Raw genomic sequence first — 20692 nt, forward strand, 5'->3', positions numbered from 1 at the left:
GTGGCTAGCGCAGCGCGTCGATCCGCGCCGCGAGCTCGTCGGCCTCGGGCCCGACGACGACCTGGACCACTCGGCCGGACCGGACCACGCCGAACGCACCGTGGGACTTCAGGGCGGCGTCGTCGACGAGCGCCGGGTCGGCGACCTCGACCCGCAGCCGCGTGATGCAGGGCTCGATCTCGAGCACGTTCGCGGCTCCGCCCAGGTCGGTGAGGAACTCGTTCTCCTTGGCCATGGCGGACCTCCGGGTGCGTGACGTGAACGGGACGGGGACAAGGCCTGTGACGCGCGATGTACCTCCGGTCACTCTAGTCCGCGACCCGGCCGGACGGCCGACTACCCTGCTGAGGTGACCTCCCCGCCGCAGCGATCCGCCGCGTTCCCCCGGCCCGCCGCGACGTTCTTCGAGGAGGTCGGCGGACACGAGACGTTCGTCCGCCTCGTCGACCGGTTCTACGAGGGTGTGCGCACCGACGACGTGCTCGCCCCGATGTACCCGCAGCAGGACTGGGACGGTGCCCGCTGGCGGCTCACCGCGTTCCTCGAGCAGTACTGGGGCGGCCCGACCATCTACTCCGAGCAGCGCGGCCACCCGCGCCTGCGGATGCGGCACGCCCCGTTCGCGGTCACGCCGACCGCACGCGACCGCTGGCTCGCGCACATGCGCGCCGCGCTGCTTTCGCTCGACCTCGCCCCGCTCGCCGAGGCCACGTTGTGGGACTACCTCGAGCGCGCCGCGCACGCGATGCTCAACGCGCCCGACGACAGGCACGACCACTCGCCCGTCGACCCGACCACGCCGCGGAGGAGCCTGCTGTGACCGACGAGTCCGTGCCCACCGGCGCCGAGGCCTTCGCGCTGATCGGCCGCGTGCTCGACGTCGAGCGCACCGGCGAGACCACCTTCGCCGCGCAGTCCCACCCCCACGTGAACCGCCGCATCTACGGCGGCCAGGTCCTCGCGCAGTCGCTGATCGCCGCAGGCCGCACGGTCGCGTCGGACAGGTACGTGCACTCGCTGCACGGCTACTTCCTGCGCCCGGGCGACCCGGACGTCCCGCTCGAGCTCGCCGTCGAGGTCCTGCACGACGGTCGCTCGTTCTCCGCGCGCCGCACGCACGCGGTGCAGGACGGCGTGCCGATCCTCTCCCTCATCGCCTCCTTCCAGGAGGACCAGGAGGGCTTCGAGCACGCGATCGAGGTCCCGCCGGACGTTCCCGCGCCCGAGGAGCTGCCGAGCAGCGACGACGTGTTCCGCTCCGACCCCGCGATCATCCGTCGCTACCTCGCCCCGAAGACGGCGTTCGACATCCGCTCGGTCGAGCCGCAGATCTACCTCGGGCCTGACCCGTCCGGCTCGCCCGTGCAGGCGACCTGGGTACGCGCGCACGGCGAGCTGCCCGCGTGGGCGGACCGCAGCGCGCGCGCCGCGCTGCTCGCCTACGCGTGCGACCAGGTGGTGCTCGAGCCAGTGCTGCGCGCGCACGGGATGTCGTGGAGCACGCCCGGTCTGTCGGTCGCGAGCCTGGACCACGCGATGTGGTGGCGGCGCGACGTGGACGTCACCCAGTGGCTGCTCTTCGTGCAGGCCTCCCCCACCGCCTCGGGCGGGCGCGGCCTGGGCACCATTCGGGTGTACGACGGCGAGAGTCGCCTCGTCGCGACCATCGCCCAGGAGGGCATGGTGCGCCTGCGCGACGCCGCTGCGCGCGCGGCTCGGTCGCCGCAGGGTCCTACCGAGCCCTGAGGCCGGCTGCTCCGGCGCCGGACCGGTTCGGTGCCGAGAGCGGGAACTCCCTCAGCGCGCCGAACGCTGAGTCACGGTCACGGATCGGTTGCGCCGCAACCCGCGTCAGCGCGCCGAGAGCCCGTACGTCCGCGCGTACCCCGTCGTGAGGTCCGTGATCGTCACCTCGACGATCCCGCGCGCGTCGATCGTGTAGCGCTCCTCCACCTGCGGACCACCCTCGCGCCGCTCGACGGCCACGTCGGCGAGGTCGCCGTGGTGGCGCAGCGACGAGTCGTACGGGAACAGCACCTCCGCGAACGGGACGAGCTCACCGCGGGGCTCGCCCTCGCCGTCGACCTCGGTGTACTCCACGTACCGGAACCAGCCGACGTTGTGCGCGGCCACGTACCGCCGGGTTGCCGTGGCGACGCCGTCCACGGGCACCTCGTGATCGGGCGAGAAGATCTGGTCGAACGCGAGCCCGCGGCCGGCGTCGCGCTCGCGGAACACCCCGAACCCGCGGGAGAGTCGGTCGGTGAGCGTGAACCCCGAGGCCGGGTCGGCTGCGATCGCGAGCCCGATCGCGGTGGCCGCACCGGGGTACGGCGAACGGTGAACGCGGCGGCCGAACCGCTCGCGCAGCACACGCGGCACGAGCGGCAGCCCGGATCCACCTCCGACGAGGTAGATGCCGGCCACGTTCGCGAGGCTCTGGCCGATCGAGCCGACGTCGAGCCGGCCGACGAGCGGCTCCATCGCCGCCACGGACTGCTCCACGAGCGGGGACGCGGCCTCGTAGAAGTCCTCCACGCCCACGACGACGCTCTGGCCGCCGACCTCGAGTGCGATCCGCCGGGTCTGCGGCGTGAGGCGCTCCTTGGCCTCGCGGCAGTCCTCCACGAGCGCGCGCCAGTCCGCGCGGCGCAGCCCCTCGGCCGCAGTGCCGGCGGTGCGCACCGCGACGTCGGCGAGCACCTCGTCGAAGTCGTCGCCGCCAAGGCGGTTCACGCCGGTGGAGCCGAGCACCTCGTGCCGGGTGCCGTCGGCCCGCACGAGGGACGCGTCGAACGTGCCGCCGCCGAGGTCGTAGACGATCACCTGGGTGCGCCGCGAGGACAGCGACCGCGGCTGGCGGTGGGTGAACTCGAAGCCCGCCGCGGACGGCTCGTTGACCATCCCGAGCACGTCGAACCCGGCCCGGCGGAACGCCTCGAGCGTCGCGAACCGCTGCGCGCTGTGGGCGTGCGCCGGGACGGAGACGACCACCTCCAGGGGCGGGACGGCGGGTGAGGCGGGCTCGCCGTCGGGCGCGTCCTCGCCGTCGAGGCCGTCGCCCTCCTCGACGAGGGCCCGCGCGATCTCCTCGCGCAGCGCGGCGAGGAAGCCGGTGAGGAGGTCGAGGAGGAGCACCGAGCGACCACCGAAGTCGACCTGCGTCGCGGGCGTCGTCTCCGGGTCGCCGAGCACGCGCTTGAACGAGCGCAGGACCGGGGCGCCGGCGTGACCCGCGGCCTCGGCGGCGTAGCCGTAGACGAGCTCGTCGCCCTCCAGCGCGACGACGGAGGGGACGAACTCGTGCGGGTCGCCGTGCGCGTCGGGGAACGACAGGACCGGGTAGTTGCCTCGGTCCACCCGAGCCACCACGGTGCGGGTCGTGCCGAGGTCGATTCCGAGACGCATGGCCCGACCCTACTGCGGGCGCGGACGCCCCCGGCGGGACACTCGTCTGCGGCGGCGGGGACCGGCGTGGTAGAACCGGGGGGCGGCGTGGGCCGCCCGATCCGAGGAGGAACCGTGCGGCTGCGCGTGCAGATCCCGGTCCGCTGGGCGGACCTCGACGCCTACGGTCACGTCAACAACGCCGCGGCGTTCACGCTTCTGGAGGAGGCGCGGATCCAGGCGTTCTGGGCCGACGCGCACACCCGCTCGCCGTGGTCCACCGCGGTGCTCACGATGGGCCCGGGCGCCGCGACGCAGACCCTCGTGGCTCGTCAGGAGATCGAGTACCTGCGGCCCGTGCCCTACCTGCGCGGCGGTCTCACCGTGCAGCTGTGGATCGGTCGGCTCGGCGGGTCCTCGCTCGAACTGTGCTACTCGGTGCACGACGGCGACCCCGAGCTCGAGCGCACCGGCCCGCCCCTGGAGACGCCCGCCTACACGATCGCGGCGACCACGCTCGTCATGGTGACGACGGCGACCGGCGCCCCGACCCGCCTCACCCGCGCCCAGCGCGCGGCGTGGGAGCCGATCGTCGACGAGCCGCTCGTCTTCCGGCACCGGCGCTGACGCGCGGCGCTCGTTCGGCCACCGAGCGGACGACGGCGAGCACGGCTCCGGCGCGCAGCGTTCCCGACGGCGTGGCACGGTGCTCCCGACGGCGGGGCGCACCTACGCGGCGGCGACCACCGCGGCGGCGCGCAGGTTCTCCGCGGCGGTGAGCTCGCCGTCGACCTCCGCGAGCAGCCGCCGCTGCGCGACGTCCTCGACCGCTCGACGCAGACGTGCCCCCACGGCACGCGCCCGACGCGCGGCACCCACCCGCGCCCCGATCCGCGCGATCGCCGCGACGGCGATGCCCAGCAGCGCCCCGCCCAGGGAGAGCAGCGTGGGCCACGGCACGACGAGCTCACCCACCGTGAGCACCGGGTCGGGGAGCTGCGGCAGGCGCAGATAGTCCACGAGCGCCAGGCCCGCGAGCCAGAGGAGGCCGGCCACGAGCACCGCGAGCAGCAGCCACTGCAGACTGCCCACCGCGCGCCACCAGCGCGCGGGCCGCAGGCGGACGCCGCGGGCGACGGCGACGTCGAGCGCGTCGGTGATGAGCGCCGCGCGGCCCACGACGGCCGCGTTCAGCCGCTCGCCCCACGCCGCCGGCAGCGCCGCGGCGGCCGCCTGCACGTACGCGCGCGCCGCCGTCGCGACCTGGGCGCGCACCGCGGGCGAGGCCGGCGGGACCGAGGTCCGCACGAGCGCGTCCTCGTCGGCGGGCAGACCGGCGGAGGAGGCTGCGCCGTCGTCGGTCCCGCCCGGACGACCGACGCGGCCCGACCCGCGCAGCCCGAGCGTGCGCAGCGGGTCCGCGCGCAGGCGCTGCACCCACCGCGTGGGCGGCCACCCGGTGTGCGCGACGGCGTCGCGGACGCTCGAGACCCGCACCGCCTCGACGACGAGCGGCACCCCGGCCGCCTGCTCGAGCGTGTCGACGAGCCGGCCGCGGGCCGCGCGGGCGGCTCGTGCGGAGTCCGTGGCCGGCGGGACGGCGGCGGCGAGCTCGTTCGCCACGCCACGGATGTCGGCGACGAGCCGGCCGGTCGCGACCTGGCGGCGCTCGACGGCTTTCACCACGAGCCGCCGCAGCGCGGGCAGGCCGGCACCGGTCCGCGCGGACACGCCGAGCACCGTCGCCGAGAGCCCGTCGGCGCGCACGAGTCGCTCGAGGTCGTCGAGGCACGCGGCGGCCTCGGGCGCGGAGAGCCGGTCGATCTGGTTGAGCACGACGACGACGTCACCGCCGTGCCCCGCGAGGGGTGCGAGGTAACGCTCGTGCAGCACCGCGTCGGCGTACTTCTGCGGGTTCGTCACCCACACCAGCAGGTCGGCGCGCTGGGTGACGTGGTCGGCGCGCTCGCGGTGCGCCCGGACCACGGAGTCGTGGTCGGGCAGGTCGAGCAGGACGAGCCCGTCGGGGTGGTCCTCGTCGATCGGACGCTCGTGCCGGGCGGGCACCTCGAGCCATGCGAGCAGCTCGTCCGAGCCCGCGCGCAGCTCGGCCCGCTCGGCGACCACCGCGAGGGCGTGCGCCGTGGTCGGGCGCTGCTCGCTCGTGCGCGCCACCTCGGAGCCGACGAGGGCGTTGAAGACGGAGGACTTCCCGGCGCCCGTCGCGCCCGCCAGCGCGACGACGGTGTGCTCGGACGAGAGCTCCGCGCGCTCGCTCGCCCGCGCCAGCACGCCGCGAGCACGCTCGAGGAGCGGCTCGGGCAGGCGGCCCTCCGCCGCCTCGATCGCGGACGCGAGCGCCCGGGTGCGGCTGGCCAGGTCCAGGGACGCGGCCCTCACCGGCGCTGCCCCGGATCGCCCCAGCCGCTCTCGTTGCGGGTGTCGCCCGAGCCGCCGGGGTCACCGGAGCCGCCGAACAGCCGGCGCCAGAACCCGGGCCGCCGGGGCGCCTCCCCCGCCGCCGCACCACCTGCCGCCGGTCCGCCCAGGCCGGGCTCGCCGTCGGGCGCGTGGCTCGGGTGTGCACCGCCGTAGGGCGACAGCGCTGCGTCGGCGACGCCGCGCAGGTGCGCGCCGCGGAGCGCGGGACCGGGGGCGGTGAGCGCCTCGGGCCGCGCGTGGTCCACCCGCACCGCGCGCTCGGCGGCGGCCGCGGACGCGACCTCCTGCGCTGCGCGGCGCAGCGCGGGGCCGTCGGCGTCGGAGACGCCGAGCGCGGTCACGGCGGTGAGGGCGATCGCGGCGTCGGCGGTGAGGAGGGACCCGAGTCGCTCCTCCAGCCGGGCCTGCGCCTGCTCGGTGAGCCGGCGCACGGCGTCGTCGCCGAACGCGGCCTCGAGCACCTTCTGCGCGAGCACGGCCGTGCCACCGGCGATCCCGAGCTCGACACCGGTCACGCCACCGGTGCCGGCGAACACCACGAGCATGAGCGAGACGCCGAGCCCGTTGACGCCGAAGCTCAGCGCGCGGGCGAGGCCGCGACGGTCCTCCCCCTGGTCGCGCACGACGGCGAGGACGTCCTCCTGCCAGCCGCGGATCTGCTGGGCGATCGCCGCGCGCAGGTCCGCGGTGCTCGCACCGGTGACGCCCGCCGTCGCGCTCGCGTCCACGAGAATCGTGGCTCCGGCCGGGTCGGCGCGCCACGCGGACCGGACGCGCTCGCGCGCCCCCTCCAGCGCGTCCATCGTCACGGCCTCGAGGCCGTGCGCGATCGCCGTCTCCACCGGCTGCGCGCTCGGCCGGCCGCCGCGGAAGAACGCCGCGACGCTGTCGCGCACCTTGCCGACGCCGCGCTCGACCGAGCGCATCACGTCGCTCGCGCCGACGAAGTCCTGCCAGCGCGTGAGCACCTCGCCGCGCAGCATCGCGCCGTCCGACGTCGCCTGCCGCACCTGGGTGCGAGCGTCGGCGTAGGCCGTGGTGACGACGGCGGTAAGCCGGGCCGCCGACTCGGCCTGCGCGTCGGCCGCGTCCGCGATCTGCTCGACGGCGCCGACCAGGTCCATGACGACGCCGTCGCGGGTCGCGAGGGCGACGACGTCCCGTGCGTGCGAGGAGCCGCCGAGGTCGGTGAGCCAGCCCGCGACGTCCGCGACGGCGCGCTCCGGCAGCATGCCGCTCGCGTCCAGCTCCGCCTCGGGCACGACGAACAGCGGCGCGTCCCCGAGCCCCTGCTCGCGGGCCAGGCGGGCAAGGTCGGCGACCACGAGGTCGGAGCCGGGGTCCACCCGGTCGAGGACGAGCGCGACCTGGGCGCGTCGGGCGGCCGCACCGCGCAGCAGCTCCCACGGAACGGCGTCGGCGTAGCGCGCGGCGGTCGTGGTGAACAGCCACAGGTCGGCGGCGGCGAGCAGCTGGGTGGCGAGCTCGCGGTTGGCCTGCTCGATCGAGTCGATGTCGGGGGCGTCGAGCAGCGCGAGGCCGGGCGGCATGCCGGCGTAGGGGGCCAGGCGCAGCGCGCGGGCGCCGCCCGGCGTCGAGCGGTCGGTGGGTGCCGGCGCTGTGGCTGCGGTGCCTGCGGTGCCTGCGGTGCCGCCGGGCGTCGTCGGCGGGCCCGTCGTCGTCGCGACCCGCGCCAAGGTCGGCAGGATCCGCTCGGGCGCGAACCACGGGCCGTCGCTCGGGTGGTGCACCAGGACAGGCGAGCGGGTGGTGGGGCGCAGCACCCCGGGCGTGGTGAGCGGGGCCCCGAGCAGGGAGTTCACGAGGGTCGACTTGCCCGCGCCGGTGGAGCCGCCGACCACGACGAGCAGCGGTGCGCCGTCGGTGCGCAGGCGGGGCAGGAGGTAGTCGTCGATCTGGTCGAGGAGCTCGCGGCGGCGCGCGCGCTGCTCGGGGACGCCGACGCCGTCGAGCGGGAGGGTCGTCGCGGTGAGCCGGCCCCGCACGACGTCGACGGCTCCGACCAGGCGCGCGCGGGCGTTGGCCTCGTCCGCCGCGAGGTCCGCGGCCGGCGCGGGCGGCGCGGCGGGCTCCGGGGTCTGCGTGGCCGTCGACTGCGAGGGGGCTGACGCGGGGGCCGGCGACGGCAACGGCGACGGCAGAGCCGTCCAGTCCGCCGTCGGCTCCGGCGGTGGCTGCGTCGCCCGCTCGTCGCTCATCGCCCCATCCTGCCCGACGGCGCGGGGAGAGCCCGAGAGCCACGAGCGGCCGGGCCGAACGCGGGGCGCGTCGTTCCCGACGGATTGACTGGTCCACCCGACGGATTTACTGGTCAGATGCCTTCTCGGCGTGATCGACGGAGAGTCCTCGCAGGTCACAGCGACACGGCACGGGCGTCATACGGTCTGACCAGTCGATCCGCACGCACGACCAGTCAGTTCGTACAGGCCCTCCGGCCGCACCGGCCCGCCCGCTCCGCACCGGACCGCCGGGACAAGCGTCCACGCTCGGCCGAGAGCCGCGGGAGGCTAGAGCGCGGGTCCCGGAACCGGCGCCGCGGGCTGCGGCGGGTGGCGCAGCCCGGTGAGGCGCAGCGCGAACGCGCTGACCACGAGCCCGCCCGCGCACAGCGCCAGCACCAGGAGCGCGACGGGCGCGAAGTCGCTGCGCTGCGTGCCCACGATGACCGAGGCGAACAGCGGCGGTCCGATCGTGGAGCCGAGGTTCCCCAGCTGGGTGAGCACGCCGTTGGCGTGCGCGGTGACCCGCGGGTCCCGCGACAGGGTCGGGATCAGGCCGAACGTCGCGCCCTGGATGAGGCCGGAGAAGACCATGAGGGCGAGCGCGGCCACGACGACCGTGCCCTCCCCCACGAGGACCGACCACGTCACCACGACGAGCGCCGCGACCCCGAGGTATCCCGCCAGCAGGACGACGGGCGGTGTCGTCGCGTACTGGCCCACGAAGCCGGCGACGACGGTGCCGAGGATGCTGACCAGCGGCATCCACACCAGGAGCGCGCCGCGCGCCGACGGCTCCGCGAACAGCGGCAGGAACGTGATGAGCGAGACGTACATCGTGGTGTGGAAGACGAACACCAGGCCGGGGAGGAAGGTCCGCGGGGAGCGGTAGGCCTCGAGGTGAGCCTGGAGGAAGCCGACGGCCTCGCCGTCGCGCTGCGGTCCATCGCCCGGCACGCGCGGCAGGGCGAACGCCACGACCAGCAGCAGCACCGCGAGCAGCGCGGCGTGCCCGAGGAACACGGCGCCCACACCGCTCGCCTCCTCCAGCGCAGGTGCGAGCCAGCCGGCGATCGCGAACGCGAGCCCGAAGAACGTGCCCCAGATGCTCATCGCGAGCGCGACGTGCCGCGGCGCGCTGAGCAGGATGATGAGCACCGGGCACGCCACGACGAGACCCAGGTGCGCCACGCCCTCGAGGACGCGAGTGCCGATGAAGATCGGCAGCGGCGGCAGGACCGCCTGCACGAGCCCGAGCACGGTCCCGATCCCGAGGCACCACAGCAGCACGCGCCGGAACCCGAGCCGGGCGACGTAGACGCCGGCCGTGAGGCCGAGCACGAGCCCGACGAAGGCGGGCGCCGACAGCAGCAGCGCAGTGGCCGTGTCGCTCGCGTCGTACACGGCGGCCACGGGGACGAAGATCGCCGCGACCTTGGCGAACTGCATCGCAGCCGCGATCCCGACGACCACGAGCAGGCCGACGGGGATCCAGCGGGTCCGCTCCAGCGACACGGCGACACCTCCGAGATCGGCGGTGCGCACGGCACCGTGACGACTGACGTGTCCAGCATCGCCGATCAGCCGGTAGGTGCGCAGCGGGACGCGCCCGGGCCCGGGCGCGTGCCGCCGCCGCGTCAGTCGCGCGTGAGCTTGCGGTAGGTGACCCGGTGCGGACGGGCCGCCTCCGGGCCGAGCCGCTCGACCTTGTTCTCCTCGTACGCCGCGAAGTTGCCCTCGAACCAGTACCAGCTCGACGGGTTCTCCTCGGTGCCCTCGTAGGCCAGGATGTGCGTCGCGACGCGGTCGAGGAACCATCGGTCGTGCGAGACGACCACGGCGCAGCCCGGGAACTCCAGCAGCGCGTTCTCCAGCGAGCCGAGCGTCTCGACGTCGAGGTCGTTGGTCGGCTCGTCCAGGAGCAGGAGGTTGCCGCCCTGCTTGAGGGTGAGCGCCAGGTTCAGCCGGTTGCGCTCCCCACCGGAGAGCACCCCCGCAGGCTTCTGCTGGTCGGGCCCCTTGAACCCGAACTGCGACACGTACGCGCGCGAGGGGATCTCGACGTTGCCGACCTGGATGTAGTCCAGGCCGTCGGAGACGACCTCCCACAGCGTCTTCTTCGGGTCCAGGCCGGTGCGGGACTGGTCGACGTAGGAGATCTTGACCGTCTCGCCGATCTTGAGGTCGCCGCCGTCGAGCGGCTCGAGCCCGACGATCGTCTTGAAGAGCGTCGTCTTGCCGACGCCGTTCGGCCCGATCACACCGACGATGCCGTTGCGCGGCAGGTCGAAGGAGAGTCCGTCGATGAGGACCCGCTCGCCGAATCCCTTGCGCAGGTTCTTCGCCTCGATAACCACCGAGCCCAGCCGCGGGCCCGGCGGGATCTGGATCTCCTCGAAGTCCAGCTTGCGGGTGCGCTCGGCCTCCGCCGCCATCTCCTCGTAGCGGGCCAGACGCGACTTCGACTTGGCCTGGCGACCCTTGGCGTTCTGCCGCACCCACTCGAGCTCGGACGCGAGCCGCTTGGCGAGCTTGGCGTCCTTCTTGCCCTGGATCTGCAGGCGCTCGGCCTTCTTCTCCAGGTACGTGGAGTAGTTGCCCTCGTACGGGTAGAGCCGGCCGCGGTCGACCTCGGCGATCCACTGCGCGACGTTGTCGAGGAAGTACCGGTCGTGCGTGACGGCGATGACGGCGCCGGGGTAGCGCGCGAGGTGCTGCTCCAGCCACTGCACGCTCTCGGCGTCGAGGTGGTTGGTGGGCTCGTCGAGCAGCAGCAGGTCCGGCGCCTCGAGCAGCAGCTTGCACAGCGCCACCCGGCGACGCTCACCACCGGAGAGCACCGCGACGTCCGCGTCCGGCGGCGGGCAACGCAGCGCGTCCATCGCCTGCTCGAGGCGGGCGTCGACGTCCCAGCCGTCTTGAGCGTCGATCTGCTCCTGCAGCGTGCCCATCTCGGCCATGAGCGCGTCGTAGTCGGCGTCGGGGTTCGCGAACTCCTCGCCGATCTCGTCGAACCGCTGCTTCTTGGCGAGCAGCTCGGCGACGGCGTCCTGCACGTTCCCGAGCACCGTCTTGGAGTCGTCCAGCGGCGGCTCCTGGAGCAGGATCCCCACGGTGTAGCCCGGCGAGAGCCGCGCCTCACCGTTGGAGGGGGTCTCGAGTCCCGCCATGATCTTCAGGATCGTCGACTTGCCGGCCCCGTTCGGACCCACCATGCCGATCTTGGCTCCGGGCAGGAACGCCATCGTCACGTCGTCGAGGATGACCTTGTCCCCGTGCGCCTTGCGGGCGCGGACCATCGAGTAGATGTACTCGGCCACAGCTCTCCTAGGGAGTTGATTGGGGGGTTTCCGGCCCCCAGCCTACGCGGACGCGCGCCGCGCCCGAGCGGGGGCTGGCGGCCTCGCCCTCATCCGCGGGCGCGCAGGGACGCGACGTGCTCCGCCGCGTGCCGGTGGCCGGCCATCTCGTAGCCCACCACCACGACTGCGGGCGTGACCGCGAGGATCGCCACGCTCGCGCCGAAGGAGAGTCCGCCACGGGAGAGCGCGACGGCGAGCACCAGCACCGCGACGACGCCCGCCAGGAGCGCGACGTGCAGCGCGTCGACGCGCCGGACGAGCAGCGCGTAGATCGCGAACAGTGCGACGAGGAACACCCCGACCGGGATCGCGACGGCCTGCACCGCCACGGGGAACCCGACGTGGGCCTCACCCTCGACGACGTACGCCGCCACGTGCAGTCCCGCGCCGACGGCGGCGATCGCCGCGAACAAGGGGATGTGGCCGTAGCCGAACACGAACGACACCCAGCCCGAGCGTCCCGCGGCGTGCAGGATCTCCCCGAACGGCACCGAGAAGTACACCCACCACAGGCCGAAGGTGAGCACGGTGCCACCAGCGACGACCATGATCGCGTCGCTCGCCCAGCCCTGCTGACCGATGATCGGCTCGACCGCCGCGACCGTCCCGATCACTCCCTCGCCCAGCGCGATGATCGTGAGCAGGGAGTACCGCTCCGCGATGTGGTGCGGGTGCCACGGGGTGCCGGCGCCGCGCAGCTCGGCGACCACGGGTCCGCCGAGCTCCACGAGGTAGAGGACGGCCGCGGCGAGGAGCATCGGGCCGAGCGCCAGGTGGGCGATCGCTGCCAGCACCCACCCGACCTGCGCGACGGCGACGAACGCCACGTAGGTCAGCGCGGTCGTGCGGTGCGCGGGTGAGGAGCGCGCCACACGCAGCCACTGCGCCAGCAGCGCGACCCGCATCACGACGTAGCCCGCGACCACGACGCCGTTGCGATCACCCCGCCCTCGTCCACCGACCGGAACAGGGCCGGCAGCCCGAGCGCGAGCACGAGGACACCCGCCATCTGCACCATGGTCGTGACGCGGAAGAGCCAGTCGTCGGTGTCGAAGGCGGACGCGAACCACGTGAAGTTGATCCATGCCCAGACGATCGCCATCATCGCGAAGGCGAACGCGCCGACAGCCTGGGCCTGGTGACCGAGCTCGAGCAGGTGCGCCATCTGGTTCCCTGCGACGCCGAACGCGGCCGCGAACGTGAGGTCGAAGAGCAGCTCGAGCGGCGTGGCCACGCGGTGCGCCTCGTGCGGGTCGCGACCGCCGAGGCGGCGGATCCGGTGGGCCACGCCGCGGCGCGCCCCCGGTCCGAGCGCGTCGCCGGCGTCCTCGTGCGCTGTCGTCACCCGTGACCCTCCTGATCGCCGCGGACAGGCCGGCCCGGGACCGACCGGCCCGACCCGGCACGCGGCACCCGCCCCGTCCGGGCGCCAGGATGGCACACCGTCCGTCACGTCACGGCGGTCCACCTCAGAACGGCGGCTCGACGACCACCTCCTCGTCCTCCTCGACGATCTCGAACCCGCTGACGTCCACGGGCATCCGCTCGCCGTCGACCCCGTTCCCGCCGCCAGCCTCCGGTCCGGCGTACGACGCGTCGCCCGCCGCCGGCCCGTCCGGCCCGTCGGCGCCAGGTCCGTCCGACGCGTACGCCGCGTCCGCGCCGCTGGACGCGCGTGCGCCGTCGGCCATCCCGCCCCACCCGTCCGACGAGCGGTGCTCGCCCGCGTCGGGCGCGGGGCTCCACGTGAGGATGCCGCGACCGGCGAGGTCCACCGCCACGGCCGACGCGTTGAGGGCGAGCTGCGTGCGGGCCGTGCCGTGCTGGTCGGTCCAGGAGCTCTCCACCACCTTCGCGTGGACGAGGACGGGTGTGCCCTTGCGGATCGTCTTGCACACGCGGTGCGCGAGGTCACCGAACGCGGACACCGAGAACCACACGGTGCTGCCGTCGACCCAGGTGCCCTCGGTGCTGCGGCGCCGCGGCGTACTGCCCACGCGGAACCGCGTCCACACGGTGCCGCTCGCGCTCTGGTTGAGGGACGGCACCGTCCCGACGAAACCGCGCACCGTCAGGTGCGTCTCGTAGCTCATCTGCTGCCTCCGCTCCCGGCCGGAGGGTCCGGCCACGCGCCCAGGCTGGCCCGCAGAGGTGGGCGAGCGCGCGGGGGGTGGGGAGAACGCGCGGATCGGCGACGCCGTGACGCGCTGGGGGCAACTGCCGCGTGTGCCGACGCGCTACCGCGCCCCGTCGAGCACGCGGTGCGCCTCGGCGAGCGAGGCGCGGACGTCCTGCGCCGGCGCGAGCAGCTTCTGCACGCACGACTCGAGGGCCGGCGTCGTCGCGGCGAGGTAGCCGTCGCGCGCCTGGTCCGCCGCCGCGGCCACCGCCCCCGACCGCAGCCGCGCGAACAGTCCGGGCCGCGCGACGGCAGGCACCGGCACCTCGCGCAGCGCCGCGGTCACGGCCTCGCCGATCGCCCGGGCCGGGGGCACGGCCCCCGCGACGGCGTCGCGCCAGGCGGGTGCCAGCCCGTCGGTGAGCGTCGCGACCCACTCGTGCCGGATCGCCTCCAGCCGCGCCTGGGGCACGTCGCGCACCGCCGTCACGGCCACGCCGCCGCGCACCGCGGCCGCCAGGGAGTCGGCCACCACGCCCACACCTGCGGCCTCGGCGAGCCGCGCGGCCGCAGCCGGCACGTCGACGTCGGCGCCCGGGCGCGGACCCAGTCCAGCCGTCAGGGCCCGTGAGACCGAGTCCAGCTGGTCCCAGGCGGCCGTGCGGTTGACCGACGCCCGCTGGGACACCCGCTGCACGGCCTCACGCAGCTCCGCCACGCCGTCGCCGGTCCGGGCCGAGGTGGTGAGCACCTCGACGCCACCCAGCCCCTCGGCCACGAGCAGGCGCGCGACGTCGAGCCGCAGCTCGGTCAGGCCCTCCGGGGTCAGCGTGTCGATCTGGTTGACGACGACGAGCATCGCGTCCTGCCGGCCCGCCAGGCCACGCAGGTACCCGGCGTGCAGGCGCTCGTCGGCGTACTTCTGGGGGTCGAGCACCCACACGAGGAGGTCGACGAGCGGCACGAGCCGGTCGACCTGATCGCGGTGGCCCGCGGCGACGGAGTCGTGGTCGGGCACGTCGAGCAGCACGACGCCGTCGAGCTGGCCGGGCTCCGGGCCGGCAAGCGCGGTCTCGCCGCGGTAGCGACGATCGCGCGGGACGTCGAGGTGATCCAGGAGGGCGGTGGCGTCAGAGCCCCACATGCAGGCTGTCGGCAGCGCCGTCGTCGGGCGCACCACGCCGACGTCGGCCACCTCGAGCCCGGTGACGGCGTTGAACAGCGAGGACTTGCCCGAACCCGTGCCGCCGACCAGGGCGACCACCCGGTGCGCGACGCCGAGCGCGAGCCTCCCGCCCACGGCGTCCAGCTCCGCGCGGGCTCGCGCCGCGACGTCGGCGGGCAGCCGGGTCCCGAACGCCCCGAGCACGTCGAGCAGCTCGGCCCGCCGCGCGACCTCGCGGGCGTCGCCGCCCGCGTGCGCCGCGTGGGTCGCGCGAGCCCGGGACGCGTCGGTCACCTGGGTCGAGGGCGGCTCGGCGCCACCCCCCTCGTCGGGCGCGCCGCCCGTGATCTCCGACTCGCTCACTGCTCCTCCCCCGCCAGCGCCCGCAGCTCCCCGACCCGCACCCGCAGCGCCGTCGCGGCCTCGATCGACAGCTGCGCGGAGACCGTGTCGCCGTAGGCCCGCACCTCGTCCGCCAGCACCCCGGCCGCGGCCTCCTGCAGCGAGGTGCGCGCGGCCGCGACGGCGTCGTCCGCACCACCTGCGCCCAGGCGCCGCGCAGCCTGCTCGGCGGCGGGCAGCCCGGCCGCTGCGAGCGCGACCAGGGCGCGCTCGCCGTCGGGATCGAGCAGGGGCGGACGGGCGTCCTGCCCGCCCGTGGCCGAGGCGAGTCCGAGCGTGCCGAGCCCGGACACCCACCCGGTCCACGCACTCGAGAGCCGCTCGCGGCGCTCACCCACCACGTCGTCGGGGCGCCGCGCCTCGGCGAGCGCCGCGCCCGCGGCGGAGTGGCCGGTCCACGCGTGCACGACGTCCGCGTCGCTGCGCCGCGCGGCGTCTCCGACGACGTCGACGAACGCCGAACGCAGCTCCTCCACGAGCGCGGCCAGCGCGGCGCCGCGGGCCTCCCGCCCGCGCTCGAGCCGCCGTCGGGCGAAGAACCCGGTCACCTCGTGCGCGAGCGGCTCCAGCGGTCCGCGGAAGCCGGCGCCGGCCACCCACCGCGTGGTCGGCGCGCCCTCGGTGAGCACGCCGGTGGCGATCGCCTCCGACAGCGCGGCGACGGCGGGCGGCAGCACCGCGGATGCCGCGCCGAGCAGGGCGTCGGCCTCCTCGACCTGGGCGGTCGCGGCGTCGACGAGCTCCCGGACCTCCGCGCGCAGCGGGTTCCAGACGCCGCGCAGCGTGCGCGCGACGACCTCGCGGGACGCCGCGCGAGAGGCCAGCAGGCGCAGCCAGCGATCCACCTCGCTCACGTGGGCGGGGTCCAGCGGTCCGGCGAGCGGGCCGGCGTCGGGTACCACGAACAGCGGCAGCGACCCGAAGCCGGCGTCCTGGAGCCGGCCCAGGAGGTCGCGCCGGACGATGTCGAGCGACTCGCGCGGCACGCGGTCCAGCACCACCCCGAGCGTGATGCCACGCCGGCGGACCTGGTCCAGCACCGCCCACGGCAGGGCGTCGCCGTACCGGTTGGCGGTCGTCACGAAGAGCCAGACGTCGGCCACCTCGACGAGCTCGACGGCGAGCGCCCGGTTGGCCTCGTCGACCGAGTCCAGGTCGGGCGCGTCCAGGAGCGCGAGCCCACGCGGCACGTCGCCGTGCACGAGCGCGGCGCGGGCGGCGACGGGGTGCTCGGCCATGGGCTCGGCGTCGTCGGGGTGCACGACGAGGACGGGTCGCCGCGTCGTCGGGCGTACCACGCCGGCGGGACTGACGCTCTCCCCCGCGATCGCGTTGACGAGCGTGGACTTGCCCGCACCGGTCGGGCCGCCGACGACCACGACGGCGGGCAGGCTCGCCTCCCGCAGCCGCGGGACGAGGTGGGTGGCGAGCTGGACGGACACCCGGTGCCGCAGCTCGCGGGCGCGCTCGGCGCCGGGCAGGTCGAGGGGGAACGCGACGTCCTCGAGCTGGGCCTGCAGGTCGAGCACGACGTCGAGCGCCGGCGAGGTCGCGCGGCGCGCCTCCTCCCGGGGTGCTGCGGCGGGGGCGTCGTCGTGCGTAGAGGTCGCCGGCTCGTCTTCCGGGGCAGCGGGCACGCCGGGTGTCCCGTCGCTCGTCGTGATCACTGCGCCAGCCTGCCCCAGCGGCAGGCGTGCGCCAACCATCCGCGCCGGAGGGAGCACCGGTCGCACGCCTGGGTAGGGTGGGCGCGCGGCAACCGCCGCAGGTCGAGGAGGACCGCGCCACCCATCGTCGGTCCCCGCTGTCAGGGAGGTCGGCATGGCTGTGGAGGTCGTCGCGGAGTCCGCGACCACGGGACCGCTCGACGACGCGCGCGCGCAGCTCGCGTTCGCGATCGAGCACCTCGGCTACGGCGAGGGCATTCACACGCTGCTGGCCACGCCGCGCCGCGAGCTCACCGTGAGCGTGCCGCTGCGCCGCGACGACGGCGGGACCGAGGTGTTCATCGGCCACCGCGTCCAGCACAACTTCTCCCGCGGACCCGCGAAGGGCGGCCTGCGCTACTCCGCGTTCGTCGACCTGGACGAGGTGCGCGCGCTGGCGATGTGGATGACGTGGAAGTGCGCCCTGGTCGACGTGCCCTACGGCGGCGCGAAGGGCGGCATCACCATCGACCCCACCCGGTACTCCGACGCCGAGCTCGAGCGCGTCACCCGGCGCTACACCAGCGAGATCATGCCGCTGATCGGCCCGACGCAGGACATTCCCGCGCCCGACGTCGGCACCGACGAGCGCACGATGGCGTGGATCATGGACACCTACTCGGTCAACGTGGGGCACACGGTGCCCGGCGTCGTGACGGGCAAGCCGCTCGCGCTCGGCGGGTCGCTCGGCCGCGCCAGCGCGACGTCGCGCGGCGTGTCCCACGTCGCGCTTCTCGCGCTCGAGCACCGCGGCCGCGCCGCGTCCCGCAGCACTGCCGCGGTGCAGGGCTTCGGCAAGGTCGGCCGCGACACCGCCCGGTTCCTGGCCGAGGCCGGCGTCCGGGTGCGTGCGGTCTCCGACGTCACGGGCGCCGTGTTCCGCGAGGACGGCCTCGACATCCGCGCGCTCATGCGGCACGTCGACACCACGGGTCACGTCGCCGGCTTCAGCGGGGGCGAGGCGATCGACGGCGAGGAGCTGCTCGAGCTCGACGTCGACGTGCTCGTCCCGGCCGCCCTCGAGGGCGTGCTGACGGAGGCGAACGCGGACCGGGTGCGCGCGGGGATCGTGGTCGAGGGCGCGAACGGCCCGACCACGAAGGCGGCCGACGCCGTGCTGCGTGAGCGGGACGTGCTGGTGGTGCCGGACATCCTCGCGAACGCAGGCGGCGTCGTCGTGTCCTACTTCGAGTGGGTGCAGGCGAACCAGGCGTACTGGTGGACCGAGGCCGAGGTGGACGACAAGCTGCGACGCCGCATGACGTCGTCCTGGCGCGCCGTGCTGGAGTACGCCGACCGGGCCCACCTCTCCCTCCGCGAGGCCGCGACCTGCATGGGTGTCGAGCGCGTCTGGGAGGCGCACCGGCTGCGCGGCCTCTACCCCTGACGGCGCTAACCCTCGGGAGGGGGCTCCCTCGCCGGTGCGGCCGGAAGCACCGTGGTCGCCTCGACCGTGGTCCGCGCCTCGCCGTCGGGCGCGCGGAGCATCTCCAGCAGGGCGAGGAGCAGAACCAGCCCGACCACGACGGCGAGCGCGATGAGCGGCGTCGGCCGGTCCACGAACACGAGCACGAGCAGCCCGAGCACGAGGACCACGGCGCGCAGCATCCGGACGTTGTCCGCCACGAACCGGCCGAGCCCACCCCGCGCGACGGGCAGTGTGCCGCGCAGCCGCGCGGCAGCGTTCCGGAAGCCGGCACGCGCTCCGCGCTGCGTGAGCGCCGCGACGAGCGCGATGACGAGCGCCACGAGGGCCGTGCCACGCAGCGCCCCACGCGGGACGGCGACGAGCTGGGCGACCACGGCGGCGGCCGCGTCGGGGTAGTGCTGCGCGCCGCCCGCGGCGTCCTGCACGACGGCGAGCGCCACCAGGCCGATGACGAGGGCGCCGGCGACACTCAGGCCCGCGACGATCACCATCCGGTGGTGCCGACGCGCGAGCGCGATCGCACCGAGCAGCAGGGCGAGCGTGATCCACGGCAGCCACGGCGCGGCCGCGTTCAGCAGCGAGAGGACCGACTGCACCGTGCCGAGAGCGTCCGAGGAGACGAGCACGAGCTCGCGGTCGACGTCGGGGATCGCGCTCGCGCCCGGCACGCCCCGGTCCACGAGCCGGTCTCGGAGCGCCGCGACCAGCGGCTGGAGGTCGACCGACACGACGCCGTCCGTCACCTCGACGGCGCCGGTCCTCTCGCCGGTGATCCGCCCGACGACCTGGTCGTGCGCCACCCGGTTGGCTTCCTCCCACGCCGTGGCGAACTGTGGCGAGGCGACCGCCCTGTCGATGAGGTCGGCGACGCGGGCCTCCGCGGCGCCCGCGAGGGCCGTCGCCGCGGTGTCGGTGAGGTCGGAGATCCGTGGGCCGAGGCCGAGCGACTGCGCGAGCTGGTCGGCGCCGTTGGCCGCGCGGGTCTGCAGGTCGAGGGCGTCGAGCGTGGCGTCGGTAGCCGCGTCGGCCACGGCGGCCTGGACGGCGGGGTCGTCGATGAGCGGCGCGACCGTCTGGACGTACCGGTCGGTGTCGCGCACGAGCCCGTTCACCCGGACCGCGAGCACCGACACGAGCGCGAGGATCGCGCCCAGCGTGACCAGGAGGCCCGCAAGCACGGAACGCACTCGGCCCCACACGCGGTGACGCGTGGGCGGGTCCGCAGTGGCAGTGGCCATGGTGGCGATGCTAGGGGGCATCGGCGTGCCGCTACGGCGTATCACCCGGCGGCGAGGATGCTCGTCATGGGCACGACGACGACCGTGGAGGTGCGCGATGTCCAGGCGATTCCGACCCCGCCGACCCTGAGGCGGGCGCGAGAGCGCCCCCGGCAGGACTCGAACCTGCAACCGACGGATTAGAAGGCCGTTGCTCTATCCATTGAGCTACGAGGGCTGAACCTTCAGCGTACCGACGGCTCGAGCGTCGGCCCGCCGCCCGTCGCCCACCGACACTCCCCGAGGGTGTCGCACCCCCGCCCTACCCTGATCGCGTGCCCTACCGCTTCGACGCCCCGATCTGGCAGACCCCGCCACCCGGCTCGTGGCACTTCCTCACCGTGCCGGAGGAGATGGCGGACGAGATCGACCGGCGGACCACGGGCGTCCAGGGCGGCTTCGGCTCGGTCAAGGTCGAGGTCACGATCGGCGGAAGCACCTGGCTCACGTCGATCTTCCCGAGCAAGCAGGTGGCGAGCTACATCCTCCCGCTGAAGAGGTCCGTGCGCTCGGCCGAGGGCTGCGGCGCGGGCGACATGGTCGCCGTCGGGCTCGTGCTCGTCGGGCTGGAGCCGCACAGCTGACGCCGCCGACCCGGGCCGCGCGGCGCTACTCCTCAAGCACCCGCGTCCGCGCGAGCGCGGCGTGGCAGTGCGCACTCGCGTTCGCCGTGCGCGCCCGGGTGAGCATCCGGGCGATCTCCTCGACGGCGAGCCCCCGGGTCCGGCTGCCTCGGGCGCCGAGTGTGATGCTGGGCGCGGCTGGCGGGGTCGGGCCGCGAGGAGCGTCACAGTGGCGGCCGGGGTGGTGGCCAGAGCTGGCGAGGGCCGCGCTGGAGCCGCGCGGCTGACGCGACGGACGCGAGCTACGACTCGAGCACCCGTGTCCGCGCGAGCGCGGCGTACCAGTGCGCGCTCGCCTTCGGCGTGCGCGCGAGGGTCTCCCGGTCCACGTGGACGAGGCCGAACGCCTTGGTGTACCCGTAGGCCCACTCGAAGTTGTCGAGGAACGTCCACAGCAGGTACGCCCGCACGTCGGCGCCGCGCTCGATCGCCTCGTGCAGCCCGCTCAGGTGCTCGCGCAGGTAGGTGATCCGCTCGGGGTCCTGCACCACGCCGTCGACCAGCACGTCGTCGTCGTACGCGCAGCCGTTCTCGGTCACG

The 20692-nt window shown here is 75.0% G+C and carries 18 protein-coding genes and 1 tRNA gene; 5 read left to right on the forward strand and 14 right to left on the reverse strand.

What is annotated here, in order from left to right; all coding sequences use genetic code 11:
* Nucleotides 1-4: 4 nt before the first annotated feature.
* The gene (locus FH969_RS08065) at nt 5-235 is read right to left on the reverse strand and encodes a PTS sugar transporter subunit IIB (protein ID WP_108719542.1); all 231 of its coding nucleotides are present in this window, start codon (nt 233-235) and stop codon (nt 5-7) included.
* A 114-nt stretch (nt 236-349) separates the two neighbouring features.
* On the opposite strand from FH969_RS08065, the gene FH969_RS08070 reads away from it, so the two are divergent.
* Both FH969_RS08070 and FH969_RS08075 read left to right on the forward strand, forming a co-directional pair.
* The gene (locus FH969_RS08070) at nt 350-820 is read left to right on the forward strand and encodes a globin (RefSeq protein ID WP_108719541.1); all 471 of its coding nucleotides are present in this window, start codon (nt 350-352) and stop codon (nt 818-820) included.
* A complete protein-coding gene (locus FH969_RS08075; RefSeq protein WP_246071778.1) occupies nt 817-1746 on the forward strand; it encodes an acyl-CoA thioesterase in 930 nt (309 codons plus the stop codon). Before FH969_RS08070 ends, FH969_RS08075 begins: the two co-directional genes overlap by 4 nt.
* Nucleotides 1747-1851: 105 nt before the next feature.
* Here FH969_RS08075 and FH969_RS08080 read toward each other — a convergent pair whose 3' ends face one another.
* The gene (locus tag FH969_RS08080) at nt 1852-3408 is read right to left on the reverse strand and encodes an Hsp70 family protein (RefSeq protein WP_108719540.1); all 1557 of its coding nucleotides are present in this window, start codon (nt 3406-3408) and stop codon (nt 1852-1854) included.
* Between the two features lie 114 nt (nt 3409-3522).
* Between FH969_RS08080 and FH969_RS08085 the strand changes: the two genes are divergently transcribed.
* Entirely contained in the window at nt 3523-4014 is a 492-nt protein-coding gene (locus FH969_RS08085; RefSeq protein WP_108719539.1) for an acyl-CoA thioesterase, read from the forward strand.
* A gap of 102 nt (nt 4015-4116) precedes the next feature.
* On the opposite strand, the gene FH969_RS08090 is transcribed toward FH969_RS08085, so the two are convergent.
* From FH969_RS08090 to FH969_RS08125, 9 genes are all read right to left on the reverse strand, one after another.
* Complete coding sequence (locus FH969_RS08090; RefSeq protein ID WP_139986860.1) at nt 4117-5787, reverse strand: GTPase family protein; 1671 nt, start codon at nt 5785-5787, stop codon at nt 4117-4119.
* Nucleotides 5784-8048 (reverse strand): dynamin family protein, encoded by a 2265-nt coding sequence (locus FH969_RS08095; RefSeq protein WP_139986862.1) that lies wholly within the window; start codon nt 8046-8048, stop codon nt 5784-5786. Before FH969_RS08095 ends, FH969_RS08090 begins: the two co-directional genes overlap by 4 nt.
* 309 nt (nt 8049-8357) lie before the next feature.
* Nucleotides 8358-9584, reverse strand: a complete 1227-nt coding sequence (locus FH969_RS08100) for an MFS transporter (protein WP_139986864.1) — start codon at nt 9582-9584, stop codon at nt 8358-8360.
* Between the two features lie 122 nt (nt 9585-9706).
* Nucleotides 9707-11389 carry an energy-dependent translational throttle protein EttA gene (gene ettA / locus FH969_RS08105; protein ID WP_139986866.1) on the reverse strand — a complete coding sequence of 561 codons (1683 nt, stop codon included), beginning with the start codon at nt 11387-11389 and terminating at the stop codon, nt 9707-9709.
* An 89-nt stretch (nt 11390-11478) separates the two neighbouring features.
* A complete protein-coding gene (locus FH969_RS08110) occupies nt 11479-12357 on the reverse strand; it encodes a low temperature requirement protein A (RefSeq protein ID WP_246071779.1) in 879 nt (292 codons plus the stop codon).
* Nucleotides 12336-12776 carry a low temperature requirement protein A gene (locus FH969_RS15720; RefSeq protein WP_246071780.1) on the reverse strand — a complete coding sequence of 147 codons (441 nt, stop codon included), beginning with the start codon at nt 12774-12776 and terminating at the stop codon, nt 12336-12338. Before FH969_RS15720 ends, FH969_RS08110 begins: the two co-directional genes overlap by 22 nt.
* A gap of 124 nt (nt 12777-12900) precedes the next feature.
* Nucleotides 12901-13524, reverse strand: coding sequence for a single-stranded DNA-binding protein (locus tag FH969_RS08115; RefSeq protein WP_218975290.1), 624 nt, complete (start codon nt 13522-13524; stop codon nt 12901-12903).
* A gap of 144 nt (nt 13525-13668) precedes the next feature.
* Nucleotides 13669-15078, reverse strand: coding sequence for a GTPase (locus FH969_RS08120; protein WP_108719534.1), 1410 nt, complete (start codon nt 15076-15078; stop codon nt 13669-13671).
* Nucleotides 15075-16784, reverse strand: coding sequence for a dynamin family protein (locus FH969_RS08125; RefSeq protein ID WP_139986870.1), 1710 nt, complete (start codon nt 16782-16784; stop codon nt 15075-15077). Before FH969_RS08125 ends, FH969_RS08120 begins: the two co-directional genes overlap by 4 nt.
* 154 nt (nt 16785-16938) lie before the next feature.
* Between FH969_RS08125 and FH969_RS08130 the strand changes: the two genes are divergently transcribed.
* Nucleotides 16939-18210 (forward strand): Glu/Leu/Phe/Val family dehydrogenase, encoded by a 1272-nt coding sequence (locus tag FH969_RS08130; protein WP_108719532.1) that lies wholly within the window; start codon nt 16939-16941, stop codon nt 18208-18210.
* A 5-nt stretch (nt 18211-18215) separates the two neighbouring features.
* Here the strand turns inward: FH969_RS08130 and FH969_RS08135 are convergent, their stop codons facing one another.
* Together FH969_RS08135 and FH969_RS08140 are read right to left on the reverse strand one after the other, a co-directional pair.
* Complete coding sequence (locus tag FH969_RS08135) at nt 18216-19490, reverse strand: hypothetical protein (RefSeq protein ID WP_139986872.1); 1275 nt, start codon at nt 19488-19490, stop codon at nt 18216-18218.
* A 144-nt stretch (nt 19491-19634) separates the two neighbouring features.
* Nucleotides 19635-19707 (reverse strand) — tRNA-Arg (locus FH969_RS08140).
* 97 nt (nt 19708-19804) lie between these two features.
* On the opposite strand from FH969_RS08140, the gene FH969_RS08145 reads away from it, so the two are divergent.
* A complete protein-coding gene (locus FH969_RS08145) occupies nt 19805-20113 on the forward strand; it encodes a DUF1905 domain-containing protein (protein ID WP_108719530.1) in 309 nt (102 codons plus the stop codon).
* Between the two features lie 281 nt (nt 20114-20394).
* Here FH969_RS08145 and FH969_RS15725 read toward each other — a convergent pair whose 3' ends face one another.
* On the reverse strand, nt 20395-20691 hold the full coding sequence (locus FH969_RS15725) for a family 1 glycosylhydrolase (RefSeq protein WP_246071781.1): 297 nt from the start codon (nt 20689-20691) through the stop codon (nt 20395-20397).
* Between the last annotated feature and the right edge of the window lies 1 nt (nt 20692).

The organism is Miniimonas arenae, assembly GCF_006351005.1.
Lineage (GTDB): Bacteria > Actinomycetota > Actinomycetes > Actinomycetales > Beutenbergiaceae > Miniimonas > Miniimonas arenae.